Source organism: Bacillus sp. JJ722 (genome assembly GCF_036963345.1).
Classification (GTDB): Bacteria; Bacillota; Bacilli; order Bacillales; family DSM-1321; genus Bacillus_AD.
The window spans coordinates 1-24,012 of the sequence record NZ_JBALMO010000119.1; the positions used below are offsets into that span (position 1 = coordinate 1).

Below are 24,012 nucleotides of genomic sequence, written 5' to 3' on the forward strand. Positions count from 1 at the left end.
ATATTATAATGATAATTTAGATGAACAAGAAAATTGTTATGATAGCATAAAGAATAACTTAGCAACATTTATCTATATGAGGTCATTCAGCAAGTCGGGCTATTCGGCTTCTTTTTTTATGTACTTTTAGAAAAAAATCAATTTTTATGAAGAAAGGTATGAACAAGGTGCAGGAAAATCAAAAATCAATAGGTATACCATTAGTCATTGCCATTATCGCAATCTCATTTTCTGCCATTTTTGTAAAATGGTCTAATACACCAGCTTCCATTTCAAGCATGTATCGCATGTGGCTTTCTAGCCTTTTAATGCTACCTATTGTGTGGCTTAAACGAGAAGAATTTTACAAAATTACTAAGAAAGATTGGCTCTTCTTATTATTTTCAGGATTCTTTTTGGCGCTTCATTTCTTATTATGGTTTGGTTCTCTTAAGTTAACAACTGTTGCTAGTTCCACGATTATTCTTGCACTTCAACCAATTATTTCATTAGCTGGAGGCTATTTATTCTTTAAAGAACGAACAACTTTCTCTTCAATGATGACGATGGGAATAGCGATAATCGGAGCTATGATGATTGGTTGGGGAGATTTTGGGTTAAGTAAAGATGCGATTATCGGTGATATCCTTTCCTTTTTAAGCGTAATAGCTGTCGTTGGCTACTTATTAATCGGCCAAAACACTGTCAAAAAAATCTCGCATTGGATTTATAGTTTTACAGTCTTTACTTTCGCAGCCATTATATTATCGATTTACAACCTTATTGTTGAAATTTCATTTACAGGATACGAAGCCCGCGAATGGGGCATCTTTTTATTACTTGCCATTGTACCAACAATTGCTCATGTCATAAATAATTGGTTATTGAACTATGTGAATGCTACAACCATTTCCATGAGCATCTTAGGTGAACCAGTTGGAGCTACGATTCTAGCAATTCTCTTACTAGACGAGCGCCTTGTTGGATGGCAAATTGTCGGGGGATTAATCGTACTAATAGGTGTATTCCTCTTCTTGATGCAACAACGAAGCCGTGTTCCCTTTCATGAAGGAGTAAATAAAGAAGTAAAAGCAAACTAATAAAGATGAGCGTGCTTCCATTACTTAAGCATGCTCATTATCTATTTATAAAGACTATTTTTTCTTCTTAACAAACTTCCAGAACATAAAAGGACAGTACTCACACTTGTTAAATAAACGAAATTTATGCTTTCCGGAAGAAACTTTAATATATTTCCCACTAATGCAAATATAAAACATAACAATCCACCTTCATTAACAAAGCATTTTGAACAATAAAATTTTAAATGGATGGATTTGCATTAAACTGAGACGGTGTATACAGATCTACAAAATCATTTTGTGTATTCAAAATTAAACCCTTTAAAACATGTGCACCTGCTTTGCGTTGTTCATTCCCCATTTGGCATAACCTGTTGCTACATAGATTATTCGGCTACCCTTCTGTAATATGTCCGACATATGGTATATCATCCAACGTTTTTAAATCCTGTGCAGACCAACGATATGCAATATCATCTACATCAAAGTATTTCTTTGTGAATTCAATAAGCTCTTCATAATGATATGATGTACTTTCTCCTTGTCCTGTTTTATGAGACTCACCACCAATTAACAACAAGTTTTCTCCCTTGCTTAAAGGTGTATAGCTGATAGAACGTGTTGGACTTTCTGCATTAATATACATCCCGCCAGCATAAGGCTTTGTACTTTTGGATGCTACAACATAAGAACGTTCAGCATATTGCCTCGAAAAATATAATCCTTGCCAATCATAAAACGGATATTGTGTTGCCAAAACAAGTTTACTTGCAGATAGCTGTCCGCCGTTTTTTAGGATTACTTTTGGTTTCTCTCCTTTTTCGACATCAACGACAGACATATTTTCCATTATAATACCGCCACCATTTAGAATTGCTTCAACTAACTTGTTTTCCTCCTGCTATGAAAAAATTCTTTATACAATCCAATTTGCCCAATAGCAGGAAGATTATTAGCCGTCATTTCATAATTAATGTTCATTGATACTTTCATAAATAATTTGTATAGTAATCCATACACTATATTTATTGTATGTAAATAGGAGTGTATGAATTATGAAAAAAATATGGGTGTTCACTGCTCTTTTAATCATTGCTTTTTGTTTTGCTCAACCAATATCACCTGTTTTCGCCAATAGTCGTTCAGATTATGAAAAATCAGGAGATGTCATTTGGGAAGTAAACACAAACGAGAAAATTGTTGCGATCACTTTCGATGATGGTCCACATCCTATATTCACCCCTCAAATACTCGATATATTAGCTAAATATAATGCGAAAGCGACGTTTTTTGTTGCGGGTAATAAAGTGAAACGATTTCCAGAAGTGTTAAAACGAGAAGTTGCTGAAGGCCATGAAATTGCTAATCATACTTACAATCACATTTATAGTAGAAACATAACTGCTGAGAAATTAACTACAGAGCTAAAAGATACAGATGCGATTATTCAACAAATCACTGGACAAAGACCAAAACTGTATCGACCAGTAGGCGGACTATTTAATGAATTAATCATAAATACTGCCGTAAAAAATAATAAGCTGGTCATCCTCTGGTCTTGGCATCAAGACCCTAAAGATTGGAGAAGTCCTTCTGCTAACCAGATTTCTGGAGTTATAACAAAAGGTGTACAACCAGGCAATATTATTTTGCTTCACGATTGGAATGGTACTGAAGAAACGAAAGTTTCACAAACTGTTCTAGCCTTAGATAACATTTTGGCTCATCTTTATAAAAACGGCTATAAATGCGTTACCGTTTCAGAGTTATTGTACCGTTCCAAGAAAACGATTCCTGATCAGATAGATCCATTTAAATAGAAATGGTAATCAAATTTAAATAAAAACTCTAACCGCTCTATTATGTAAAATAGTGGATTAGAGTTTTTTATTTTGTCTAATAAGAGCGTTTATTCAAGTAATAATCAAATATTACATTCTTTACAAAATTTCAAGAAATATTACGAGAAGCTAACAAATTATAACATAGTGATGTAACCTCTTAAAAATTCACAATAAATAGTCTACGATATAATAGATTACTAACTAAGGAGGTTCATAATGAATAAACACAAAAGTAATTTTTTCAAATTCATGACCATCATTATTACGACATTAATCCTTACATTTATTATAGATACAAAATTCAACCATAAAGTTGAAGCTGCAACAACTTCACCTAACAAAAACGCTCAAGTACAAGCAAAATTCTCCTATAGTAAAGCCATCCCTCTATCATATAATGAGCAAAAATATCTTTATGATTTAAGTGTTAAAAGAGGCCTAGACTATAAAGAAATGTTAGCCGTCATTAAACACGAAAGTAGTTTTAATAAAAAAGCAAAAGGTGGTACTAATTACGGTTATTTTCAAATCAATAAAGTCAACCATGCTTCGTTAGCTAAAAAATTAAAAACAAAAGTGGCTCCATATGATCCTTATGTAAATATGAACTGGGGAACATATATGCTAGCAGGCTTAACGAATAAATATAAAAAGAAAGGCTTAAAAGGCAATGCCTTAAAAGACGCCGTATTAAGTGCATATAATAAAGGTGAAGGTGGATATGCCCGAACTGGAAAAGCAGTTGCATATATCAAAAAGCATAACCAATGCTTAGCATACATAAAAGCTAGAGTAAAATAAGCAATAAAAAAGGAATGAACGTTGTCTCTTTGACATCAGCTCATTCCTTTTTTTAATATACTAACTTTACTCTCTTCCTCTAAATCTTAATAAATGAATTATTTTTCAATTCATCATTCATTGACTAAATATTGTGTATTCCCTAGCATGGACTCTAATTCTTTTTGATTTTCAGAAAGCCATATCATTTCGTTTGCAAAACGTTCTGGAGGCCCACTATGCTGATCCATACTTACATTTATCCACCATGTACTTTCCAAAAACCATAGCATTTTTAAAGAGCTTATTAAGAACCCTTTCTTAAGTAAACATTCCTCACTATACCCTTCGATGAAAGCCTCAACAAGTGAAACATCCAAGTTATTTTTATCTAAAGCCCCAGATATAACAGCTCTAGCAACATCAAGCTGCGGGTAATCAAATTTCATTCTATCAAAATCTAATACAGCACTTAATTTTTTCTCTTTAAACAATAAATTATCTACCCAGAGATCACGGTGTGCCCAGCCAGTAGCATTCAGATTAAAATCTTCTAAATTTATAGTTTCTGTTACTTTATATTGTGTTTCTAATATAGGTAATAAATGTGATTTGTCAGTACTATTTGCCTGATTCCAAACAGATTCCCAATGAGTTAAACGTTCCTCTCGACTTGGCGGAACAAATTCAGGCCCCCTCTTCCCCCTTAGTGTGCCATCGTTTAACAAATGATGCATTTTCCCAGTTACTCGTCCTAAGTCATACATTTGATGAATATTTAATTTTCCTGGTGGCATCACAGTTCCATCACAGTAATCGATTAACATAAAAAGTTCGCCCTTATCCGATTCAATAAGATAATGACCTTTATAAGAATAGAGTTTAGGGCAAGGAAGGTCTCTATTATGTAACCGCATTTGTTGAGAGAAGGCTAATAATAGCTCTTCATGGTTATACAATTTGTATCTTTCCTTATTGTATTGCTTAATTAAAAAAACTCCTGCATCTGTTGTAATTTTCCACTTTAAATTTAACCAACCACGCTTTATAGGTGTAGCATTTACTACCTTAAATCCAAAATAACAATTACAAGTGTGGATAAGGTCGTTCAATACCATTTCTTCAGTTAATACAAAATCCATGCTCCATCTCCTCGTATTTCTTTTTACTTCTAAAAGATACTTCAACAAAGTCAATCTTATTTCCTTTTAAAACGGTGGAGTCATAGGTTTAGCGTAGTAAATGAGATCTCACTACCGAGATAAGGTTAGAAACAAACCAAGTGTATTTAAAAATCCTCTATCGTTAAATCCGTATTTACTCCAATGGCTGCCTTGCTTCCTTCTCCAGCAGCTATTATGACTTGTGAAGGTGTTGTAACATCACCCGCAGCATAGACACCTTCTATATTTGTTCTTCCTAACGCATCCGTATTTAATCCATCTTTCTCATCTAATTCACAACCAAGTGATTGAGCAATCGAAGTAGTTGGTACCCATTCAGGTGTAATAAACCCACCTTCTATTGACACTTCCGTATCATCAACAAATTTAATAGCTTTTACCATCCCTTCATTGCCAACTATTTGCTTCATTTTTTGATTAAATAACCGTATTCCTCTCCGTTCCAATTCATTCCTTTCTTCATTTCTAATCGTGTTGCTTCCGTCTGTGCAAACAATAAGGTTTTTACTCCAATTATAAACAAGTTTGATCATTTCAAATATGGCTTGATGGTTCGAAATTATTGCAATCACCTTATCTTTTAACTCCCATCCATCACAATAAGGACAACTAAAAATACTTTTCCCATAGAATGAGTGCATGCCTTCTATATTGGGCAGTACTTCTTTAATTCCTGTTGCAAAAATAATTTTTCTTGCTGAATAGACTCCTCCTTCAATCGTTTCTATAGAAAATAACTTTTCTTTCTTACTAATTTGCACTACTTCTGTTTTCTTTAAAATTACGGTCGGATAGTTGCTCAGCTCCTCATGTGCAATCTTTTTCAATTCCGATGGCTTTACACCGTCTCTTGTCAGAAAGCCGTGCGACTCCTTTGTTACTGCATTTCGAGGTTTATTATCATCGAATAAAATAATTTTTCTTCTTGCTCTTCCAAGAACTAATGAAGCAGTCATTCCAGCAGGCCCTCCTCCGATAACAGCACAATCAAATAGCATAATTCTCATTCCTTTCTAAACAAAACAAATACTATAATTAGCTTTTCTCAAATAATTTTTTAGATTCTTATGGATGTATCATTTCGGAGACAAAAATAAAAAAACCCTTCGATTAGGCAATAAAGAGCATACCAATCGAAGGGTTTACATTATTCATTTTCTTTATCTTTTTTCCATCTGCCAGCTTTCTTTACTGACTCTTTCAAAAGGATTTCTATTTGAGCATTAACGCTTCTTAGCTCATCATCTGCCCATTTCTCAAGTGCATCATATAGCTTAGGATCAATTCTCAGTGGATAAGCTTTTCTTTTAGCCATTTCATCAAATCCTAGTGAATGCTTCCATTATTAAGGATTGGTTGTGTTCCTTTTTCAGAAACAATTGCTACCATTAAATTATTTACCATTTGTGCTTTCTTATCTTCATCTAACTCCACTACACCTTCATCAGCTAATTTCTCAATTGCACTTTTCACTAAACCAACAGCACCATCTACAATTACTTTACGCGCCGATAACACCGCTTGTGCTTGTTGTCTTTGTAGCATGGCAGAAGCAATTTCTGAAGAATAAGCGAGGTGCATGATACGTGCTTCAATAACATCTACACCTGCAACGCTTAAACGCTTTTGTAAATCTTGCGCTAGAAAATCAGCAATTTCATCACTATTCTTTCGCAATGACATTTCAGTGTCTTTATCAAAATGGTCATATGCATATTGACTAGCAATATGTCTTATACCTGTTTCACTTTGAATTTGAACAAATTCTTCATAATCCTCCACGTCAAATGTTGCTTTTGCACTATCGTTCACTTTATATACCACAACTGCTGCAATCACAATTGGGTTTCCTTCTAAATCATTTACTTTTAATTTCTCACTATTGAAGTTAATTACACGAAGAGACACACTTGCTTTTAATGTTAACGGGATAGAGACCCACAATCCTTGCTCTCTAATTACGCCTACATATGTCCCAAAAAGAGTAAGTACCTTTGCTTCATTTGGTTGTACAATCGTTACCCCTGACAGAATTAACGCAGCTAATAGAAATAAGATTATAGGTAAGATCAAATTCGCTCCAACTAGAGAGTTTGTAAGGATCCAGAATCCAGCTCCAGCTAAAAGTGCTAATGCTATTAAAATCCCAATATAACCATTCATTTTAAACGCTTTTCTTTCTTGCATTTTGCAAACCTCCTATATATCAATGTGATATCATAATCATATCATATTATTTCCATTTTTTGATTATAATTTTAAAAATTGAATTATTAACCCAAAGAGTACTAATTAATATCACACTTTCAAGACAAAGCAAAAAGGCGAACCTCCGTAGTGAAGAATCGCCTCGTTTGTATGTTATTAATGTCCACCCAAATATGCATTCTTAATTTCCTCACTAGCCGTTAACTCGCTAGCTTTTCCAGAAAGCACAATTCGCCCCGTTTCAACAACATATGCTCGATCAGCAATGGAAAGAGCCAAATTCGCATTTTGTTCTACTAATAGAACTGTTGTACCAGCTTTATTAATTTCTTCAATTATATTGAAGATTTGCTTCACTAACAATGGAGCAAGTCCCATTGATGGCTCATCTAATAATAATAATTTTGGTTTAGCCATTAACGCACGGCCCATTGCAAGCATTTGTTGCTCGCCGCCAGAAAGGGTACCTGAAAGCTGCTTTTGTCTTTCAAGTAAACGAGGAAATAATTCATAAACCCTCTTCATCTCTTGCTTTATTCCTTCCTTGTCTTTACGTAAGAATGCTCCAAGTTGGAGGTTTTCTTCAACAGACATGTTTGCAAAAACACGTCGACCTTCAGGAACATGTGAAATTCCTAATTTCACTATAGCTTGTGCTGCTTTGCCACCAATAGATTGCCCTTCATAAGATAATTCACCTTTTTTAGGCTTTAATAGCCCCGAAATGGTTTTCAGCAAAGTACTTTTTCCCGCTCCATTCGCTCCTATTAATGTAACAATTTCTCCTTGATTGATTTCCATCGATACACCTTTAAGCGCTTGTATATTTCCATAATATACGTTGACGTCTTGAATCTTTAGCATTATGATGAAACCTCCTCGCCTAAATACGCTTCGATTACCTTTGGATTATTACGTATTTCTTCCGGTTTACCTTCAGCAATTAATTGACCATGATCAAGTACATATATGCGTTCACATACACCCATTACAAGTGGCATATCGTGCTCGATTAATAGTACCGTTAACTGAAACTTCTCACGAATAAACGAAATTAATTTCATAAGTTCTTGTGTTTCTTGCGGGTTCATCCCAGCAGCTGGCTCATCTAGAAGCAATAATTTAGGATTAGCGGCTAATGCACGAGCAATTTCTAAACGACGCTGCTGCCCATATGGCAAGTTTTTTGCTATTTCGTCTTTATATAAATCCAAATTGAAAATCTTTAAAAACTCAATAGCCTTTTCTTCCATTTCTTGCTCGCCCTTAAAGAATCTTGGTAGGCGAGTAATGGAACTAATAATCCCATGTTTCGCTAAAGAGTTATAAGCCACTTTAACGTTATCAATGACTGTCATATCACCAAACAAACGAATATTTTGAAAGGTACGACTTATACCCATTTGATTAATTTTGTATGGAGGAAGCTTTCTTAAGTTTGCACTGTTCAAAGAGATACTTCCTTCAGTTGGTACGTAAACACCTGTTAACAAGTTAAAGAAAGTCGTTTTACCCGCACCATTCGGGCCGATTAACCCAACTAATTCACCAGTATGCAATTCCATATTTACTCCTGATACTGCCTTGAGCCCACCGAATTGGATTCCAACTGCATCAACTTTAAGCAATGGTTTGGTTGTTGTCATGTTTATGTCCTCCTCCCTTACGCTTAAAGAAGCTAGTGAATTCTTTCGTACCCATTAGACCTTGAGGGCGGTAAATCATCATAACCATTAACACTAAACTATAAATGATCATTCGAGTTTCTGGATAATCTTGAAGGAAAGTAGTTACTACTGTCAGCAAAATTGCTGCTAGAACAGAACCCGATAAACTTCCCAATCCACCGAGAACAACAAGAATCAAGATATCAAACGACTTCAAAAAGCCGAAATTGGTAGGTAAAATAATATAGTAATTGTGTGAATATAACGCGCCTGCAACCCCAGCAAAGAATGCTCCGATCGCAAAGGCCATTACTTTATAATAGGTTGTATTAATCCCCATTGAATCAGCTGCAGTTTCATCTTCACGCACCGAGATACAAGCACGACCATGTGTTGAATTCGTAAAGTTTCTAATAACTAAGATGGTTAGCATGACAGAGAAGAAGACCCATGGCCAAGTTGTTAGGTGCGAAACCGTCATCCCACTTGCTCCATTAACATAATCCATATTCAAGAAGAAAATTCGAACGATCTCACCAAATCCTAGAGTTGCTATTGCGAGATAATCTCCTTTTAAGCGTAAACTTGGTATACCGATTACTAAACCCGCTAAAGCAGCTACAATACCAGCTAAGAGTATGGCTACTGGAAAAGGAAGTGCCAACTTCATCGTAATAATTGCTGAAACATATGCTCCAACCGATAGAAATCCAGCATGGCCAATTGAGAATTGTCCCGTTATCCCAATTATTAAATGTAGACTTACTGCTAGAATAATATTAATACCGATAGACACTATTGTATTTACATAAAAAGAATTTAATGTTCCACTGTTAATCATGACTTGAATAACCACAAAAAGGATTAATGAAAGCAAGATTGAGAGCCAAAATCCTTTTGTTCGTTTTAATGTCATCATCACTTTGTCTCTCCCTTATACTTTTTCTTTTTTATTTTTCCCTAATAGTCCTTGAGGTTTAAAAATCAAAATTAAAATAAGAACAACAAACGCTACTCCATCACGCCATAAAGAATATCCGACGGCACTAACTAACGCTTCAATGACACCTAATAATAAGCCACCCACCATTGCGCCAGGAATAATTCCAATTCCACCTAGAACCGCAGCAACAAAAGCCTTTAATCCTGGTAGAACACCCATTAACGGCTCGATTTTAATATAATAAATCCCAAAAATAACACCTGCTGCTCCAGCTAAAGCTGAGCCTATTGCAAACGTCGCTGATATTGTATTATCAACATTGATCCCCATTAATCTTGCTGCATCCGCATCATATGAAACCGCACGCATTGCTCTACCAACCTTTGTTTTATGTACGGTAATTTGCAAGATAATCATCAAGATGATTGAAACTAAAAATATTAATAATGATTGACTATTAATGGAAACGCCAAACAAATCAATATTTGTTGCAGGAAGTACATCAGCTGGATACGCTTCAGTCTGTGCACCACGAATATAAATAAAGCTATATTCAATAAACAAGGACATACCAATAGCTGTAATTAATGCTGCTATTCTGGTAGCATTACGAAGTGGTTTATAAGCAATCCGTTCAATCAAAACACCAAAAATCGAACAGGCAGCCATCGACAAAATTAATGCAGGAATAAAAGATAAATCTAATATAGTAATAGAGTAAAAGCCAACAAATGCTCCGATCATGAATACATCGCCATGAGCAAAGTTAATAAGCTTAACAATTCCATATACCATCGTATAGCCTAGTGCAATGAGGGCATAAATACTACCGAGTGAAAGCCCGTTAACGAGCTGTTGAATTATTTCCATGTTATAGTCTCCTTGTTTTATCATTCAACTCACTTGATCAAACCCAAAATAGGAGGCTAACTTTGCCCCCTATTCATTCTTAAAACTTATTTTGGTTCAATTTTCGTTTCAAATTGTTGGACTCCATCTTTATACTTTAAAATAGTAGCTGCTTTAATCGGATGATGCTTTTCATCTACTGAATATTTACCTGATATTAAGTCTAAATTTTTAGTCTTTTCTAAAGCGTCTTTAATTTTCACTGAATCGACTGAACCAGCGCGTTTAATTGCATCCGCTAATAAATAAACCGTGTCATATCCTAGTGCATTAAAGCCATCAGGAGATTTACCTTTATACTTCTCTCCAAATGCCTTTACAAATGCTTTAATTTTTTCACTTGGATCACCTGAAGAGTAATGGTTCGTAATATACGTATTATTAAGTGCATCTTTACCAGCAATTTCAACAAGTTTTGGTGAATCCCAGCCATCTGCACCCATTAATGGTACATCTAATCCAATTTCACGAGCTTGTTTTATAATAAGACCAACTTCTTCATAATATGCAGGAATGAAAATAAAATCTGGTTTTGCAGCTTTAATTCTTGTTAAAGTCGCACGGAAATCTGTATCTTTCGCAACAAATGCTTCTGGTGGTATAACAGTACCGCCATTTTTTTCAAACTGTTCAATAAACGAAGCAGCCAATCCTTTTGAATAATCACTAGAATTATCAATATAGACTGCTGCCTTTTTTACTTTAAGCTTATTAGAAGCAAAGTTGGCTGCAACAATTCCTTGGAACGGATCAATAAAGCTTGTTCTAAAAATAAATTCGTTTAATTTTCCATCTTTAAATGTAATATCTGGGCTTGTTCCACTTGGTGAAATTACCGGAACTTTATTGCTTTGAGCAATTTCAATTTGCGCAGTAGTGTTTCCACTTGTTGCAGCTCCAATAATTGCCGTTACTTTATCTTGAGAAATCAACTTTAACGCTCCAGCTGTAGCCTCAGGTGCTTCAGATTTATTATCTACTTTAACTAATTCAAGCTTTTTCCCATCAATACCCTCTTTATTAATTTCTTCAAGGGCAAGTTCTGCACCTTCAAGGATAGATTGTCCATAAGAAGCCACACCACCAGACAATTCTAAGTTAGCACCTATCTTAATTGTTTCACCCTTATCTCCGCCTGAACTTCCCCCACTACTCTTATCAGATCCTGAGCATCCTGCTAACGCTCCAGCTACTAACGATAAGGAAAGAAATATTCCCGCTAGTTTTTTCTTTTTCATGTTACCCCTCCAAATGTTTGATTTGTCTAAATATACAGACTTTTTTAAATATTACAAAATAACATTTATTAGGAATATATTACATTAAATTTACATTTACGTCTATATGTTATTTTTAATTTTTTGGTAGAATATAGTATATTTTTACAGGGATTTTTTAACACCAAAACTACAACACGAACATTAATTTCATACATTAAAACGTTAATTCAATCAAGTAGAAAAATAATAGTTTTATAAATATAAAAGAATTTCCAACTAGACTTCACATGACACCATTTCCCTTTATTTCTTTTATCAATATAATAAAGAAGAGCACTCCAAATGCAGAGTGCTCTTCTTCGTTCTCATTTATTTTATATATTAATTTGCAAATTCCCCAACAGAATCTTCTTCTACTAATAAGATAAAACCTACTAAAGAAGCTAAACCTACAGCAAATGATCCAAATGTTTGAAACCCACTTTCATTAATAAACGAATCACAACTATATTTAAATGCCACCATCATCAAAAGAAACAAAACAACTTTTCCAACTAATTTCATAATTACTCCCACCCCTTGGTTTGATTATAAAAGTTATAAAATTTATAAAATTGATTACACAACTAATTATAATCCATTTTTGGTGAAATGTGAATTTTTTGTGTCTATTTTGTATATATTTTTTAAACTTTTCCACAAAAGATACTTAATATACTTGAAAAACATTCATTTATGTCCTTACATCAATGAACTCAAATTATTAATGTTTTGTTTCATCATTCACAATCTTCGCGAAATCATCTAGAGTTGTTGTATATTTAATATAGATTCTTGGTAAGAGATAAAGTTCGTCTTTTATTCCCTTCTTCGAATAAAGTTCCGGGATTGTTGTAATTCCATATGAATAATACTTTTTTGTTTCATTAATAACCTTGTCATTGAAACTACCGTACGGATAAGCAAGAGCAACAACAGGCTTTCTTGTTATTTGTTCAATTTTCTTCTTTGACTCATTCAGCTCGTATTCAAGGTCATCAAGCTTTGTTAAATCTGGATGTGTGGCTGTATGTGATTGGATAGATGCTAATCCCGAATCAGCCATCATCTTCAAATCCAATTTTGATAAACGATTAGAACGACCTATAAAATCAGAAATCACAAAAAAGGTTCCCGTTGGCTTAAAGTGTCCACTGTTTAATTTTTGAAAAATGGCAAACGCATTTAAGTTGTTTTTATACCCATCATCAAATGTTACGAAAATAGGCTTTTGTACTTTTTGAATATCACTCCACCTATCAAACGTTAATAATGTATAACCATGGTTACGCAAATAGATCATTTGCTCCTCAAACTTCTCTGGAGGCACATATAGCTCTTTTATTCCATGCCCAGTGAACTCATCGATGGAATGATAAATTAGTATAGGAACTTTTTGAGCTGCAAAAGCATGAGTTGGTAGAAATAAAAGAAACAGAAATACAAAATATTTAAGTGTTTTGCTCATATAAACTCCTCACTTTGGATTTTATATTTTATTGTTTCACTTATAGTGAAACTTTAATCGAAATAGATTTTTACTACTCGGCTTCACACTTGGGCTATAAATAGTTCTATATCACTAGTCATTTAAGCTTTTATTAAGCTAAATGATTTACAATATACAAAATTCTTCCTCTAGCTATTTTTATATTTTCTATTGAGGAATTTTCAAAATAGAAGAAAGTGAGATACATATAATGCTTAAGCAATTAGTAAAAAATAGCTTGTACTATAGTCTTTTAGCGTTGATGATTGGAGTAGCTATTATCTTTATCAGTCATTTTGATACGATCGCGAATAAGCTTCTATCTATCAAGGAGCAAAGGAACAACATGGTTGATAGTCAAACTGAAGAAATGACAACGATAGAAACCCCTGAAAAAATACATACGATAAACGAAACAGAAACGAACACAGCTACAAAACCATTAGATGTACCACTCATTCAACAACTACCTGAATTACCGAGAGGTTGTGAAGTTACTAGCTTAGCAATGATTTTACAGTACAATGGTATTTTTATTGACAAGATGGAATTAGCTGAAAAGATTACATATGAGCCTTTTCAACAAGGAAATTACAAAGGAAATATGAACAAAGGGTTTGTTGGAGATATGAAGACATTTGAAAATGACGGATTAGGTGTATATGTCGACCCTATTATCCAATTAGCTGAATTATATGTTGATCCTGATAGAATTGTAAATATTACTGGCACAACAGCAAATCATTTATATGACGCTGTCGACAATGGCTATCCTGTTTGGGTAATCACAAATTCTTGGTTTAAAGAATTACCAGCTGAACAATTTTTAACATGGAACACAGCCGAAGGTCCAATGAAAGTCACATATCGTCAGCATAGTGTAGTTATTACTCATTACGATAATGAATTCGTCTATGTTAACGATCCATTGAAAAATAAAAAAAACATCCCATTAAATAAACGTGATTTCGAAGCAGCCTGGGTACAAATGAATCAGCAAGCAATGTATATCACTAGCTAGCAGAATAAAACTCTCTACCAGTTTCGGAATTTTTATAATGATACTAAAAGCCTGACTTTACCGAAGTCAGGCTTTTAGTATCCCAATCTGTAATAGTTAATAGTTTGCCACCCTATAAGAATCTTCTTTATAATAATCAATATGTGATTTTACTAAAAAACTTCATGTAGCTGTCAAATTTATGATCGAATTGCTCCGCTCAACTACATTTCTAAATTGTCATGCATTGCTCTGTAAATAAGTACTAATACTTTCAAAAAGAGATTAAACAGAGCCAATTGAAGGTAGTTTGGATTATTCTTTGTGTTTCACCATTCATACAAGAAGGAGAGGAAAGCATGAATGCATATCAAAAGAAAATTACAGTAGCTCTACTTATTGCTACTTTTCTTTCAGCGATAGAAGGAACTATTATCAGTACAGCAATGCCTGCTATTGTTCAAAAACTAGGTGGTTTAGAACTCATAAGTTGGGTTTTTGCTGTTTATTTACTAACTTCTGCAGTTACAACACCGATTTTCGGCAAACTTGCTGATTTATTTGGTAGAAAAAAAGTGTTCTTAGTTGGAACAACCATCTTTCTTATAGGTTCAATGTTATGCGGTCTATCACAAAATATGGAACAGTTAATTATCTTCCGTGCTATTCAAGGGATTGGTGCTGGAGCGGTTGTACCCATTACCTTTACTATCATTGGAGATATTTTCACATTTGAACAACGAGCAAAAGTCCAAGGTCTCTTTAGCTCCGTTTGGGGAATAGCTGGTATATTCGGTCCATTAGTTGGTGGGTTTTTCGTCGACTATATCAGTTGGCATTGGATTTTCTTCTTCAATATCCCATTCGGGTTAGTTTCTATTTGGTTAATTAGTAAAAACTTAAACGAAAAGATTGAAGTAAACGAACGAAAAATCGATTATGGTGGAGCTTTAACATTCACAATCGGAACATCAGCCTTGCTTTTCGTATTGCTTACAGGTGGTAATGAAATCGCTTGGAATTCAACGATTATGTATATTTCTATTGCCATATCAGTTCTGTTTCTTGCTATTTTTCTTTACATTCAAGTGCGTCATCCAGAACCAATGCTTCCGATCACAATATTCAAATATCGTGAAGTATCGATTTCTAATTTAATATCTTTTTTAGCAAGTGTCATTTTAATCGGTATTACCGCCTATATCCCATTATGGATACAAGGTGTTCTAGGAAAAGGAGCCATGTTCTCCGGAATGATTTTGATGCCAATGTCCATTGGATGGCCACTCGGAGCAACAATCGGAAGTCGATTATTAATTCGCTTCGGTCCAAAAACGATTTCTTTCTTTGGCATTCTTTTTCTCACCCTCGGTTCTTTGGCGTTAACTTTCATTACGATTTCTACGCCTAGCCCAGTTATTCTTTTCATCATCTTAATCTTGGGACTAGGATTCGGCTTATCTATGACAGTATTTACGATTATTGTTCAATCAGCTGTAAGTTGGAATCTTCGAGGAGTAGCTACTTCTTCCAATACGTTTTTCCGTACTTTAGGACAAACACTTGGAGTTGCTATTTTAGGTACATTCTTAAACAAACAGATTCACAGTTACACAAATGCCGGCGGAGAAGTTCCGCCAACGATTCTCGCATCCGGATTACATGGAGTTTTTATTATTTTAGCAGGCGTTTCTATTCTCTGTATCCTAATTGCATTTTGGATTCCAAAGCACAATCCAAATGAAAATGAAGCACCTTCTTCACTTAAACATTCAGAAGGCTAAAAACATTTTAGGTTGTCTCTTTAAGTCTACAGTAGACTTACGAGACAACCTTTTTTATCGTAATTCTTTAAACTATCTTTATTGCACATCTATTAATCTAGTGTTATAATCTTTGTAATTTTATAGTGTCCTTCGGGGTAGGGTGAAATTCCCAATCGACGGTGATGATTTATTTCTAAGCCCGTGAGCCTTTATAGGCAGGATTTGGTGCGATTCCAAAGCCGACAGTATAGTCTGGATGGGAGAAGGATGTATGTATGATGGCTGCAGGACCTTTTTGTCGAAAAAATTATTCGATAAAAGGCTTATTTCGTAATGCCATGAAGTATATAAGTTTCCCATCAAACTCCCTAGGATTAGCTATGGAGTTTGATTTACGTGGTCGGATTACATACTAATCCGTTCCATCAAGATTACTTGAAAAATAATTTAATAGTTGTAGTCCTTCGGGGTAGGGTGAAATTCCCAATCGACGGTGATGATTTATTTTCTAAGCCCGTGAGCCTTTTTTAGGCAGGATTTGGTGTGATTCCAAAGCCGACAGTATAGTCTGGATGGGAGAAGGACGTATGTATGATAGCTACAGAACCTTTTTATCGAAAAATTCTTCGATAATAGGCTTATTTCGCGATGCCATCTATCTCATACTCTCCCAAAACTCCTAGGAAACACTATGGAGTTTTATTTATGTAGTTGGAATACACTGTATTCCACTATTCAATGATTGGAGGGTCAGAAGTGAAGCCTGAGTTTTACATGGAGTTTGCTTTAAGGCTTGCTACAACAGCTAAAGGTCAAACAGCTCCAAATCCAGTTGTCGGTGCTGTTATTGTCAAGGATGGTGAAATTGTTGGTTTTGGTGCTCACTTAAAAGCCGGGGAACCCCATGCAGAGGTGCATGCCATCAATATGGCTGGAAATAAAACAAAAGATAGTACATTATTCGTCACGCTTGAACCTTGCAGCCATTATGGAAAAACTCCACCTTGTACAGAAGCTATTATTAATGCTGGAATTAAGGAAGTTGTCATTGCCTCGATTGATGTTAATCCGTTAGTAGCAGGATCCGGCATCGAAAAGTTGAGAAAAGCGGGCATTAAAGTTCAAGCTGGCATTCTTAAAGAGCAAGCTGATCAATTAAATGAGTCATTTTTTCATTTCATGAAAACAGGAAAACCATTTATCACATTAAAACAAGCTATTACATTAGATGGAAAAACCGCTACAAAAACAGGTCATAGTCAATGGATTACAGGAGAACAGTCAAGATGTGATGTTCATAAGGATCGAAGTAAACATGATGCTATATTAATTGGAATTGGGACTGTTCTAAAGGATAATCCAAGTTTAACCAATCGATATGGCGATACGAATCAACAACCTATTCGTATTATATTAGACACTCATTTACGAACACCTATCGAGAGCAAAATAGTCACTGATGGCATATGCCCTACTTGGATTATTACAGGGTCACATATCGAAAACTCTCAAATATCTAAATTTAGAAAAAGCAATGTAGAAATATTGAAATTAACACAAACCACCATCCAAATAGAAGAAGTCCTACACTTGCTAGGAAAAAGAAACATTACTTCGCTTTATGTTGAAGGTGGCCAAACTATTAATGCTAGTTTTTTAAAATCTGGAAATGTCAATCACATCATTACTTACATAGCACCAAAATTAATAAGTGGAAGTGCTGCCCCTAGTATGGTTGCTGATCTTGACATAAGCAATGTAAACGATGCTTACTCTCTTACTTTTAAAAGTATTGAGCAAATAGGCGAGGATATAAAAATTACATCTACATTGAAATGAGGTGAATAGATGTTTACTGGAATTGTGGAAGAAATGGGCAAAGTCACGGCTATGAATGAAGGACCTAATAGTATGAAACTAACCATTCAAGCACAGAAAATCTTAGAAGATGTACAAATCGGTGATAGTATCGCTGTGAACGGTGTTTGTTTAACTGTTGTTACTTTCACAAATGATTTATTTACCGTCGATGTTATGCCTGAAACTGTAAAAGCTACTAGCATTCAATCTGTCAAAATAGGAAGCTTAGTCAATTTAGAAAGAGCAATGAGTGCAAATGGAAGATTTGGTGGTCACTTTGTATCTGGCCATGTCGATGGCACAGGCATCATTATGCGTAAACAAAAAAGAGAAAATGCTGTTTATATAGATATTAAAATCGATGAAAAGCTGAGTAAATATTGTATTCCAAAAGGCTCAATTGCCATTGATGGTATTAGTTTAACAATCTTCGGAATTGAAACAAACAAGCTGACCGTTTCACTTATACCACATACTCATGAAATCACCTCGTTAGGTATAAAAAAAGAAAACGATGTTGTCAATATCGAAAATGACTTACTTGGAAAATATGTAATTCATCAAACGGAAAGAAACAGCGTAGCAAATACAATTACAAAAGATTTTTTACTCCAACACGGATTTTAAAAAAGGTGGTGCATTAACATGTTAAATACAATTGAAGAAGCATTAGAAGACTTAAAAGCAGGTAAAATGATTATCGTGATTGATGATGAAGATCGTGAAAATGAAGGAGATTTTCTTGCTTTAGCAGAGAAAGCAACACCTGAAACAATTAATTTCATGGCTAAATATGGCCGTGGACTAATCTGCACACCCATTTCTGTGGAACTAGCAGAAAAACTAGACCTTCACCCCATGGTAACTAATAATACGGACAATCATCAAACAGCATTTACCGCAAGTATTGACCATATAAACACAACAACAGGTATCAGTGCTTTTGAACGTTCTGAAACCATTTTACAATTACTTAATGAGGCTTCGACTGAAAAAGATTTCCGTAGACCTGGACATGTCTTCCCTCTCATAGCGAGAGAGAATGGCGTTCTTGCTCGTGCTGGTCATACAGAAGCAGCTGTTGACTTAGCCATTCTTTGCGGATCTTCACCAGCAGGTGTTATTTGCGAAATTATGAATGAAGATGGGACGATGGCTCGAACACCAGAGCTTATGAGTTTAGCGAATGAACATCAAATAAAAATGATTACCATAGCCGATTTAATACGCTATCGCTACAACCACGAACAAATAGTAAGAAGAGAAGCAAGTGTACAATTACCTACAGATTACGGTCAATTTCAATTAATTGGTTACTCAAATATTGTTGATCATTGTGAGCACGTAGCGCTAATAAAAGGAGATATCCATAAAGAAGAATCAGCCCTTGTTAGAATCCATTCTGAATGTTTAACAGGAGATGTCTTCCACTCTAAAAGATGCGACTGCGGTCCACAGTTAGACCACGCATTACAAATTCTGGAAAACGAGGGTGCTGGCGTTGTTTTATACATGCGTCAAGAAGGCCGTGGCATTGGTTTATTAAATAAACTACGCGCTTATGAATTGCAAGAACAAGGATTTGATACGGTCGAAGCAAATGAAAAATTAGGCTTCCCTCCTGAATTACGAAATTACGCTCTTTGCGCACAAATGTTGAAAGATTTAGGCATTAAAAAAATACGATTGTTAACAAACAATCCCGAGAAAATCTATGGATTAACTGAATATGGAATTAATGTTACGGACAGAGTTTCCATTCAAATATCAGCAGTGAAAGAAAATGAAAACTACTTATCAACTAAAAAAATAAAAATGGGACACTTATTGACTTAAAAGGAGATGTATCACATGGGAAAAACATTTGAAGCACAATTAATTGGTTCAGGTTTAAAAGTAGGTATTATTGTAGGCAGATTTAATGAATTCATTACTAATAAACTGTTAGGTGGAGCTCTAGATGGCTTAAAACGTCACGGCGTAGAAGAAAGTGAAATTGATGTAGCTTGGGTTCCAGGAGCTTTCGAAATTCCTTTCATAGCAAAGAAGATGGCTGAAACAAATCAATACGATGCCATTATTGGTTTAGGAACTGTTATTAGAGGATCAACTACTCATTATGATTATGTTTGCAACGAAACAGCAAAAGGAATTGCATCCGTTTCACTAGATACAGGTGTACCTGTTATTTTTGGAGTTGTAACTACGGAAAATATTGAACAAGCGATTGAGAGGGCTGGTACGAAATCTGGGAATAAAGGTTATGACGCTGCTGTTTCCGCTATTGAGATGGCTAATTTAAATAAAATGTTTCAATAACTTATTTCCTTCCAAACGAGGCTGTCCGAAAAGTGATTTTCAATCACTTTTCGAACGCCCTTTTACGCTTTGTTAGCCCCCGAAGTAGGAAATATATAAACTTGCTGATTATGTTAGATTACCTATATCTGACACTTCCGGTCTAGAGTCCCTTAAATATTATTCGATAATCCCCTGCTCTTTCCCATACTCAATAAGACTCTCAAATGGGTCTCCCTCTAATCCTAGTACTTTACAAAAAGCTGGCTCCGTTTTTAAACCTTGTTTCTTCATATTAATAATCTCCATCCTTAATGAAGGTGTTTTTTCGAGAATATGATTTTCAATAATCATATGTAAATAAGCATTTTGTCTGTCGGAAGGCTGTGCTTGGGCGAAAAGTTCAAATTCAAAACCTTCATATTTAAAATTAGCTTTTATAACAGGTTTGTTTCTAATTGTCCGTCTTTTAAGCACAAAATCTTGATGATGTCTATATAAGCGAACAAGTTGTTGTTCAAATTGTTCTAAATCGCAAGCCTCCATAATTACATCTAAATCAGAAGTTTCTACGTGGATATTTATCGGAATTGTTCCACAAAGTATTGGCGAATAGTCAGACAAATCCTCCATAATTCTTAAAGATTTAATTGCTCGATATGCCTGTCGTTGCTTCTCATTTCCATTCATTAAGTAATCAATATTAGTAAACATTTTTAAACACCTCTACTATATACATATGATTGAAATAAAAATTTAAAATAATTTCTTTAGCATTTGCTAATGATATACCATAAGAAACTACTTACGGAGGTTTTCTTTTTGTCATCTTTAGAAACGCTTAAAAGTCAGTTTGAATTTGAATTAGGAAATACAAGCGATTTGGTCAGTAGACCTTTCACATTACAATTAACTGAAACAAAAATAAACGGACTACTTTTTTACTTAGATGGAATTGTGGACGAAGGAAAAATTGAAGAATCCATTATTCATTGCTTACAAGGAAAACATACACTTAATGATAATCCTGAATTACTTAATACTCTCGCTTCTGAAACTTTACAAATTAAAAACCTAAAAATACTGCCATTAACACCTTTTGATAAAGTATTAGATGATTTATTAGCGGGCAATACAATCATTGTATTTGACGGTCAAAAAGAAGTCATTTCAGCCGCTACAACTAAACTAAAAGAGCGCGCCATTTCAGCTCCGGAAAGTCAAAGGGTCTTAAGAGGACCTCACATAGGTTTTAACGAAAATCTAAACTCAAATATCGCATTGATCAGGGGCATAATTAAGAACAAATATTTAACATTCGAACAACACAAAGTTGGTTCTAAAACAAACACTAATATATGCCTTGTATATTTGAGGGATCAAGTCGACCCTACTACTTTAAATGAACTACAATGCAGATTGGAGAATATTCAAATCAGGGAAGTTTTCGATTCCAATTATATTGAAGAATATATTCACGATGATTTTGTAACTCCATTTCCTTTAATCTTAAATACCGATCGTCCAGATGTAATAACAGCTGAAATATTGAATAGTAAGATTGCCATTCTTGTTGATGGAACAGCATATGGACTCGTATTACCAGCTCCACTAATTTCTTTCATACAATCTCCTGATGATTATTATTTAAAATGGAATTTTCTATTTAATAGACTGCTTCGTTTTTGTTCCATGATTCTTGGAATTTACATTCCTGGACTCTATATTGCTTTTGTCAATTTTGAACCTGGTTTTGTTCCATATGATTTAATTATAAGTCTCGCTGCTCAAAGTGAGAATAAACCTCTTCCTCTCGTAATCGAGGTATTACTATTTACAGTATTGCTTACGATTATCATAGAAAGTGCGTTACGTTTAAATAAAAACCTTGTATTAACTGTTTCCCTTTTCGGAGCATTAATCATTGGACAAGCCTCTTTTGAGGCCGGAATCGTTCAACCTGCTACGCTTATCGTAGTAAGTGTTTCTTACATTCTTGGTTTCGCTGTTCCAATCCAAACAATGGAAACATCGATTCGATTAATGCGTTATCTCTTAATATTAATGAGTGCGACTCTAGGATTATATGGACTTACTTTAACTACAATCATATTTATTGTACATTTGTCACACTTACGTTCATTTGGTGTTCCTTATTTATCTCCAATAGCTCCATTTAATCTAAAAGATCAAAAAGATACTTTAATAAGATCTGCATTACCAAAAATATTAAATACAAAAAAGGAATTACCACATGAAAAGCCGTTTTTCAAAAAAAAGAAATAGTTGGAGTGTATTGTAAATGAAAATACGTCTAGCGCTTATCATAATCATCTTGTTATTTTTTGTATTCAGAGCACATTTTGAACATAATGAGTTACATAATGTCGCATTTATATCAGCAATTGGCATAGATCAAGGCAAAAAAGGCTATCATGTATCTGTACAAGTAATTAATCCGGTAGCCTTTACTCAACCTGGACAAAATTCATTACCTTTCTATGTGTTCGAACAAGAAGGAAGTTCGCTTAACAATATAATGTCGAAATTCTCCCAAAGCATTTCGAGAAAAGTAGATGTTTCTCATGTTCAAACTATTGTCATTAGTGAGAAGGTCGCTAAGAATAATGGGACTAAAAAAGGAATCAGCAATATGATAAGAGCTTCTAAATATCCGTACGATACACTTGTATTAATGACAAAAACGCATAAAGCGAAGGAATTCTTAGAAGTTCTTCCCTTCTTTGAATTAGTTTCTTCACGAGAATTTGCAAGTCATTTAGACAATATTAGCGAAGAAAGAGGCTCTGCTTTTCCCGTTTATGTAACTAAATTACAAGAAAATGTATTAAAAGAAGGAAAAGATGCTACCATTCCTACCATACAATTTAAAGGAAATTTCAAAGTAGCGAAAACCAAAATCTCACAAGGAATATCAGATGCTTCAACAAAACTTGTATATTTTAATGGGTTGGAGCTGTTTAAAAACGATTCCCCATCAGGATGGATTGATAGTAATTTAAGTCCTACATTTTATTTGTTAAATAACCAAATGATCAAAACAAATATTAGAGCAGCTTGTGGGGAGAGAAAGAATATTTCTGTAAATACACTAAAAAGCCGTACGAAAATTAAAGGGAAATTGGTTAATAATATCCCTACTTATACAATTTCCACTGAAATAAAAGGAAATATTTCGGATTACACGTGTGATTATGATTTAAACTTCATTAAAAACGGACATAAAATTGAAAAATTATTAGAAGACAAAGTCAAAAAGGATATCTCAAAATTAATCAAAATAACGCNNNNTGAAATACTTGAAATATATGATAATAAAAATTGGAAAAAAATCAAAAAAGACTGGTCAAAATTTTATCCTAATAGTCAATTTGATATTAAAGTAAACGTCACCATTCAAAATTATGGAGATTTAATCTAAATGAGGTAAATGTATGCAAAAAGAACTAATTGGAAGCTTTCAAATTATTGTATTAATCATCCTGTTTCAACTTGGGACTTCTACATTCTTAGGTATCGGGAAAGAAGCTGGTAAAGATTTTTGGATTGCGGTAATTATAAGTACAGTATTAGGCATTGGCTTGCTTTACTTGTATATTTCTATTTATTCTTTACACCAGGACCATACCTTTAATGAAATATTGATTGCTGGATTTGGACGCTTCTTAGGAAATTTGATAGGAATACTTTATGCACTATATTTTCTTTATATAGCTGCACGTG

25 protein-coding genes and 2 riboswitches are annotated in these 24,012 nt (G+C 34.4%); of the genes, 12 read left to right on the forward strand and 13 right to left on the reverse strand.

Annotated features, from left to right (window positions below):
- The first annotated feature begins 158 nt into the window (after nt 1-158).
- On the forward strand, nt 159-1,079 hold the full coding sequence (locus tag V7014_RS15390; protein ID WP_335508338.1) for a DMT family transporter: 921 nt from the start codon (nt 159-161) through the stop codon (nt 1,077-1,079).
- Nucleotides 1,080-1,455: 376 nt separating this feature from the next.
- Here V7014_RS15390 and V7014_RS15395 read toward each other — a convergent pair whose 3' ends face one another.
- On the reverse strand, nt 1,456-1,935 hold the full coding sequence (locus V7014_RS15395) for an FAD-dependent oxidoreductase (RefSeq protein ID WP_335508339.1): 480 nt from the start codon (nt 1,933-1,935) through the stop codon (nt 1,456-1,458).
- Nucleotides 1,936-2,116: 181 nt separating this feature from the next.
- Between V7014_RS15395 and V7014_RS15400 the strand changes: the two genes are divergently transcribed.
- Nucleotides 2,117-2,881: a polysaccharide deacetylase family protein gene (locus V7014_RS15400; protein WP_335508316.1), complete on the forward strand. Its 765-nt coding sequence runs from the start codon at nt 2,117-2,119 to the stop codon at nt 2,879-2,881.
- A 240-nt stretch (nt 2,882-3,121) separates the two neighbouring features.
- Nucleotides 3,122-3,706, forward strand: a complete 585-nt coding sequence (locus tag V7014_RS15405) for a transglycosylase SLT domain-containing protein (RefSeq protein WP_335508317.1) — start codon at nt 3,122-3,124, stop codon at nt 3,704-3,706.
- Nucleotides 3,707-3,819: 113 nt separating this feature from the next.
- Here V7014_RS15405 and V7014_RS15410 read toward each other — a convergent pair whose 3' ends face one another.
- The 11 genes from V7014_RS15410 to V7014_RS15460 all read right to left on the reverse strand — a co-directional run bounded on the left by V7014_RS15410 (nt 3,820) and on the right by V7014_RS15460 (nt 13,323).
- A complete protein-coding gene (locus V7014_RS15410; RefSeq protein ID WP_335508318.1) occupies nt 3,820-4,827 on the reverse strand; it encodes a phosphotransferase in 1,008 nt (335 codons plus the stop codon).
- Nucleotides 4,828-4,973: 146 nt separating this feature from the next.
- Nucleotides 4,974-5,876 carry an NAD(P)/FAD-dependent oxidoreductase gene (locus V7014_RS15415; protein ID WP_335508319.1) on the reverse strand — a complete coding sequence of 301 codons (903 nt, stop codon included), beginning with the start codon at nt 5,874-5,876 and terminating at the stop codon, nt 4,974-4,976.
- 140 nt (nt 5,877-6,016) lie between these two features.
- Nucleotides 6,017-6,184, reverse strand: a complete 168-nt coding sequence (locus V7014_RS15420; protein WP_335508320.1) for a hypothetical protein — start codon at nt 6,182-6,184, stop codon at nt 6,017-6,019.
- Nucleotides 6,185-6,195: 11 nt separating this feature from the next.
- Nucleotides 6,196-7,056 (reverse strand): SPFH domain-containing protein, encoded by an 861-nt coding sequence (locus V7014_RS15425; protein WP_335508321.1) that lies wholly within the window; start codon nt 7,054-7,056, stop codon nt 6,196-6,198.
- A gap of 177 nt (nt 7,057-7,233) precedes the next feature.
- Nucleotides 7,234-7,941 (reverse strand): ABC transporter ATP-binding protein, encoded by a 708-nt coding sequence (locus V7014_RS15430; RefSeq protein WP_335508322.1) that lies wholly within the window; start codon nt 7,939-7,941, stop codon nt 7,234-7,236.
- On the reverse strand, nt 7,941-8,723 hold the full coding sequence (locus V7014_RS15435; protein WP_335508323.1) for an ABC transporter ATP-binding protein: 783 nt from the start codon (nt 8,721-8,723) through the stop codon (nt 7,941-7,943). Before V7014_RS15435 ends, V7014_RS15430 begins: the two co-directional genes overlap by 1 nt.
- The gene (locus tag V7014_RS15440; RefSeq protein ID WP_335508324.1) at nt 8,698-9,663 is read right to left on the reverse strand and encodes a branched-chain amino acid ABC transporter permease; all 966 of its coding nucleotides are present in this window, start codon (nt 9,661-9,663) and stop codon (nt 8,698-8,700) included. The genes V7014_RS15435 and V7014_RS15440 overlap by 26 nt, the downstream gene beginning before the upstream one ends.
- A gap of 15 nt (nt 9,664-9,678) precedes the next feature.
- Nucleotides 9,679-10,557 (reverse strand): branched-chain amino acid ABC transporter permease, encoded by an 879-nt coding sequence (locus V7014_RS15445; protein ID WP_335508325.1) that lies wholly within the window; start codon nt 10,555-10,557, stop codon nt 9,679-9,681.
- Nucleotides 10,558-10,643: 86 nt separating this feature from the next.
- Complete coding sequence (locus tag V7014_RS15450; RefSeq protein WP_335508326.1) at nt 10,644-11,834, reverse strand: ABC transporter substrate-binding protein; 1,191 nt, start codon at nt 11,832-11,834, stop codon at nt 10,644-10,646.
- A 363-nt stretch (nt 11,835-12,197) separates the two neighbouring features.
- Nucleotides 12,198-12,380, reverse strand: coding sequence for a hypothetical protein (locus tag V7014_RS15455; protein WP_335508327.1), 183 nt, complete (start codon nt 12,378-12,380; stop codon nt 12,198-12,200).
- Nucleotides 12,381-12,579: 199 nt separating this feature from the next.
- Nucleotides 12,580-13,323 (reverse strand): polysaccharide deacetylase family protein, encoded by a 744-nt coding sequence (locus V7014_RS15460; RefSeq protein WP_335508328.1) that lies wholly within the window; start codon nt 13,321-13,323, stop codon nt 12,580-12,582.
- Between the two features lie 232 nt (nt 13,324-13,555).
- On the opposite strand from V7014_RS15460, the gene V7014_RS15465 reads away from it, so the two are divergent.
- The 6 genes from V7014_RS15465 (at nt 13,556) to ribH (ending at nt 20,289) form a co-directional block, all read left to right on the forward strand.
- Entirely contained in the window at nt 13,556-14,365 is an 810-nt protein-coding gene (locus V7014_RS15465; protein WP_335508329.1) for a C39 family peptidase, read from the forward strand.
- Between the two features lie 338 nt (nt 14,366-14,703).
- Entirely contained in the window at nt 14,704-16,128 is a 1,425-nt protein-coding gene (locus V7014_RS15470; protein WP_335508330.1) for an MDR family MFS transporter, read from the forward strand.
- A 124-nt stretch (nt 16,129-16,252) separates the two neighbouring features.
- Nucleotides 16,253-16,382: riboswitch (FMN riboswitch) on the forward strand.
- A gap of 184 nt (nt 16,383-16,566) precedes the next feature.
- Nucleotides 16,567-16,698, forward strand: a riboswitch (FMN riboswitch).
- Between the two features lie 150 nt (nt 16,699-16,848).
- The gene (gene ribD, locus V7014_RS15475; protein WP_438824925.1) at nt 16,849-17,949 is read left to right on the forward strand and encodes a bifunctional diaminohydroxyphosphoribosylaminopyrimidine deaminase/5-amino-6-(5-phosphoribosylamino)uracil reductase RibD; all 1,101 of its coding nucleotides are present in this window, start codon (nt 16,849-16,851) and stop codon (nt 17,947-17,949) included.
- A gap of 9 nt (nt 17,950-17,958) precedes the next feature.
- Complete coding sequence (gene ribE / locus V7014_RS15480) at nt 17,959-18,597, forward strand: riboflavin synthase (RefSeq protein ID WP_335508331.1); 639 nt, start codon at nt 17,959-17,961, stop codon at nt 18,595-18,597.
- A gap of 18 nt (nt 18,598-18,615) precedes the next feature.
- Complete coding sequence (locus V7014_RS15485) at nt 18,616-19,806, forward strand: bifunctional 3,4-dihydroxy-2-butanone-4-phosphate synthase/GTP cyclohydrolase II (RefSeq protein ID WP_335508332.1); 1,191 nt, start codon at nt 18,616-18,618, stop codon at nt 19,804-19,806.
- A gap of 15 nt (nt 19,807-19,821) precedes the next feature.
- Nucleotides 19,822-20,289: a 6,7-dimethyl-8-ribityllumazine synthase gene (gene ribH, locus V7014_RS15490; protein ID WP_335508333.1), complete on the forward strand. Its 468-nt coding sequence runs from the start codon at nt 19,822-19,824 to the stop codon at nt 20,287-20,289.
- Nucleotides 20,290-20,448: 159 nt separating this feature from the next.
- Here the strand turns inward: ribH and V7014_RS15495 are convergent, their stop codons facing one another.
- A complete protein-coding gene (locus V7014_RS15495) occupies nt 20,449-20,982 on the reverse strand; it encodes a DUF4269 domain-containing protein (protein WP_335508334.1) in 534 nt (177 codons plus the stop codon).
- A 108-nt stretch (nt 20,983-21,090) separates the two neighbouring features.
- On the opposite strand from V7014_RS15495, the gene V7014_RS15500 reads away from it, so the two are divergent.
- From V7014_RS15500 to V7014_RS15510, 3 genes are all read left to right on the forward strand, one after another.
- On the forward strand, nt 21,091-22,554 hold the full coding sequence (locus tag V7014_RS15500; RefSeq protein WP_335508335.1) for a spore germination protein: 1,464 nt from the start codon (nt 21,091-21,093) through the stop codon (nt 22,552-22,554).
- A gap of 16 nt (nt 22,555-22,570) precedes the next feature.
- Nucleotides 22,571-23,710: a Ger(x)C family spore germination protein gene (locus V7014_RS15505; RefSeq protein WP_335508336.1), complete on the forward strand. Its 1,140-nt coding sequence runs from the start codon at nt 22,571-22,573 to the stop codon at nt 23,708-23,710.
- Between the two features lie 13 nt (nt 23,711-23,723).
- Nucleotides 23,724-24,012 (forward strand): GerAB/ArcD/ProY family transporter (locus V7014_RS15510; RefSeq protein WP_335508337.1); only part of this gene is annotated, 289 nt, incomplete at its 3' end.

Excerpts from the sequence above, each read along its gene's own strand:
- V7014_RS15390 (WP_335508338.1), top strand. The coding sequence starts at position 159 with ATGAACAAGGTGCAGGAAAATCAAAAATCAATAGGTATACCATTAGTC.
- V7014_RS15400 (WP_335508316.1), top strand. The coding sequence starts at position 2,117 with ATGAAAAAAATATGGGTGTTCACTGCTCTTTTAATCATTGCTTTTTGT.
- V7014_RS15405 (WP_335508317.1), top strand. The coding sequence starts at position 3,122 with ATGAATAAACACAAAAGTAATTTTTTCAAATTCATGACCATCATTATT.
- V7014_RS15410 (WP_335508318.1), bottom strand. The coding sequence starts at position 4,827 with ATGGATTTTGTATTAACTGAAGAAATGGTATTGAACGACCTTATCCAC.
- V7014_RS15415 (WP_335508319.1), bottom strand. The coding sequence starts at position 5,876 with ATGAGAATTATGCTATTTGATTGTGCTGTTATCGGAGGAGGGCCTGCT.
- V7014_RS15420 (WP_335508320.1), bottom strand. The coding sequence starts at position 6,184 with ATGGCTAAAAGAAAAGCTTATCCACTGAGAATTGATCCTAAGCTATAT.
- V7014_RS15425 (WP_335508321.1), bottom strand. The coding sequence starts at position 7,056 with ATGCAAGAAAGAAAAGCGTTTAAAATGAATGGTTATATTGGGATTTTA.
- V7014_RS15430 (WP_335508322.1), bottom strand. The coding sequence starts at position 7,941 with ATGCTAAAGATTCAAGACGTCAACGTATATTATGGAAATATACAAGCG.
- V7014_RS15435 (WP_335508323.1), bottom strand. The coding sequence starts at position 8,723 with ATGACAACAACCAAACCATTGCTTAAAGTTGATGCAGTTGGAATCCAA.
- V7014_RS15440 (WP_335508324.1), bottom strand. The coding sequence starts at position 9,663 with ATGATGACATTAAAACGAACAAAAGGATTTTGGCTCTCAATCTTGCTT.
- V7014_RS15445 (WP_335508325.1), bottom strand. The coding sequence starts at position 10,557 with ATGGAAATAATTCAACAGCTCGTTAACGGGCTTTCACTCGGTAGTATT.
- V7014_RS15450 (WP_335508326.1), bottom strand. The coding sequence starts at position 11,834 with ATGAAAAAGAAAAAACTAGCGGGAATATTTCTTTCCTTATCGTTAGTA.
- V7014_RS15455 (WP_335508327.1), bottom strand. The coding sequence starts at position 12,380 with ATGAAATTAGTTGGAAAAGTTGTTTTGTTTCTTTTGATGATGGTGGCA.
- V7014_RS15460 (WP_335508328.1), bottom strand. The coding sequence starts at position 13,323 with ATGAGCAAAACACTTAAATATTTTGTATTTCTGTTTCTTTTATTTCTA.
- V7014_RS15465 (WP_335508329.1), top strand. The coding sequence starts at position 13,556 with ATGCTTAAGCAATTAGTAAAAAATAGCTTGTACTATAGTCTTTTAGCG.
- V7014_RS15470 (WP_335508330.1), top strand. The coding sequence starts at position 14,704 with ATGAATGCATATCAAAAGAAAATTACAGTAGCTCTACTTATTGCTACT.
- ribD (WP_438824925.1), top strand. The coding sequence starts at position 16,849 with ATGATTGGAGGGTCAGAAGTGAAGCCTGAGTTTTACATGGAGTTTGCT.
- ribE (WP_335508331.1), top strand. The coding sequence starts at position 17,959 with ATGTTTACTGGAATTGTGGAAGAAATGGGCAAAGTCACGGCTATGAAT.
- V7014_RS15485 (WP_335508332.1), top strand. The coding sequence starts at position 18,616 with ATGTTAAATACAATTGAAGAAGCATTAGAAGACTTAAAAGCAGGTAAA.
- ribH (WP_335508333.1), top strand. The coding sequence starts at position 19,822 with ATGGGAAAAACATTTGAAGCACAATTAATTGGTTCAGGTTTAAAAGTA.
- V7014_RS15495 (WP_335508334.1), bottom strand. The coding sequence starts at position 20,982 with ATGTTTACTAATATTGATTACTTAATGAATGGAAATGAGAAGCAACGA.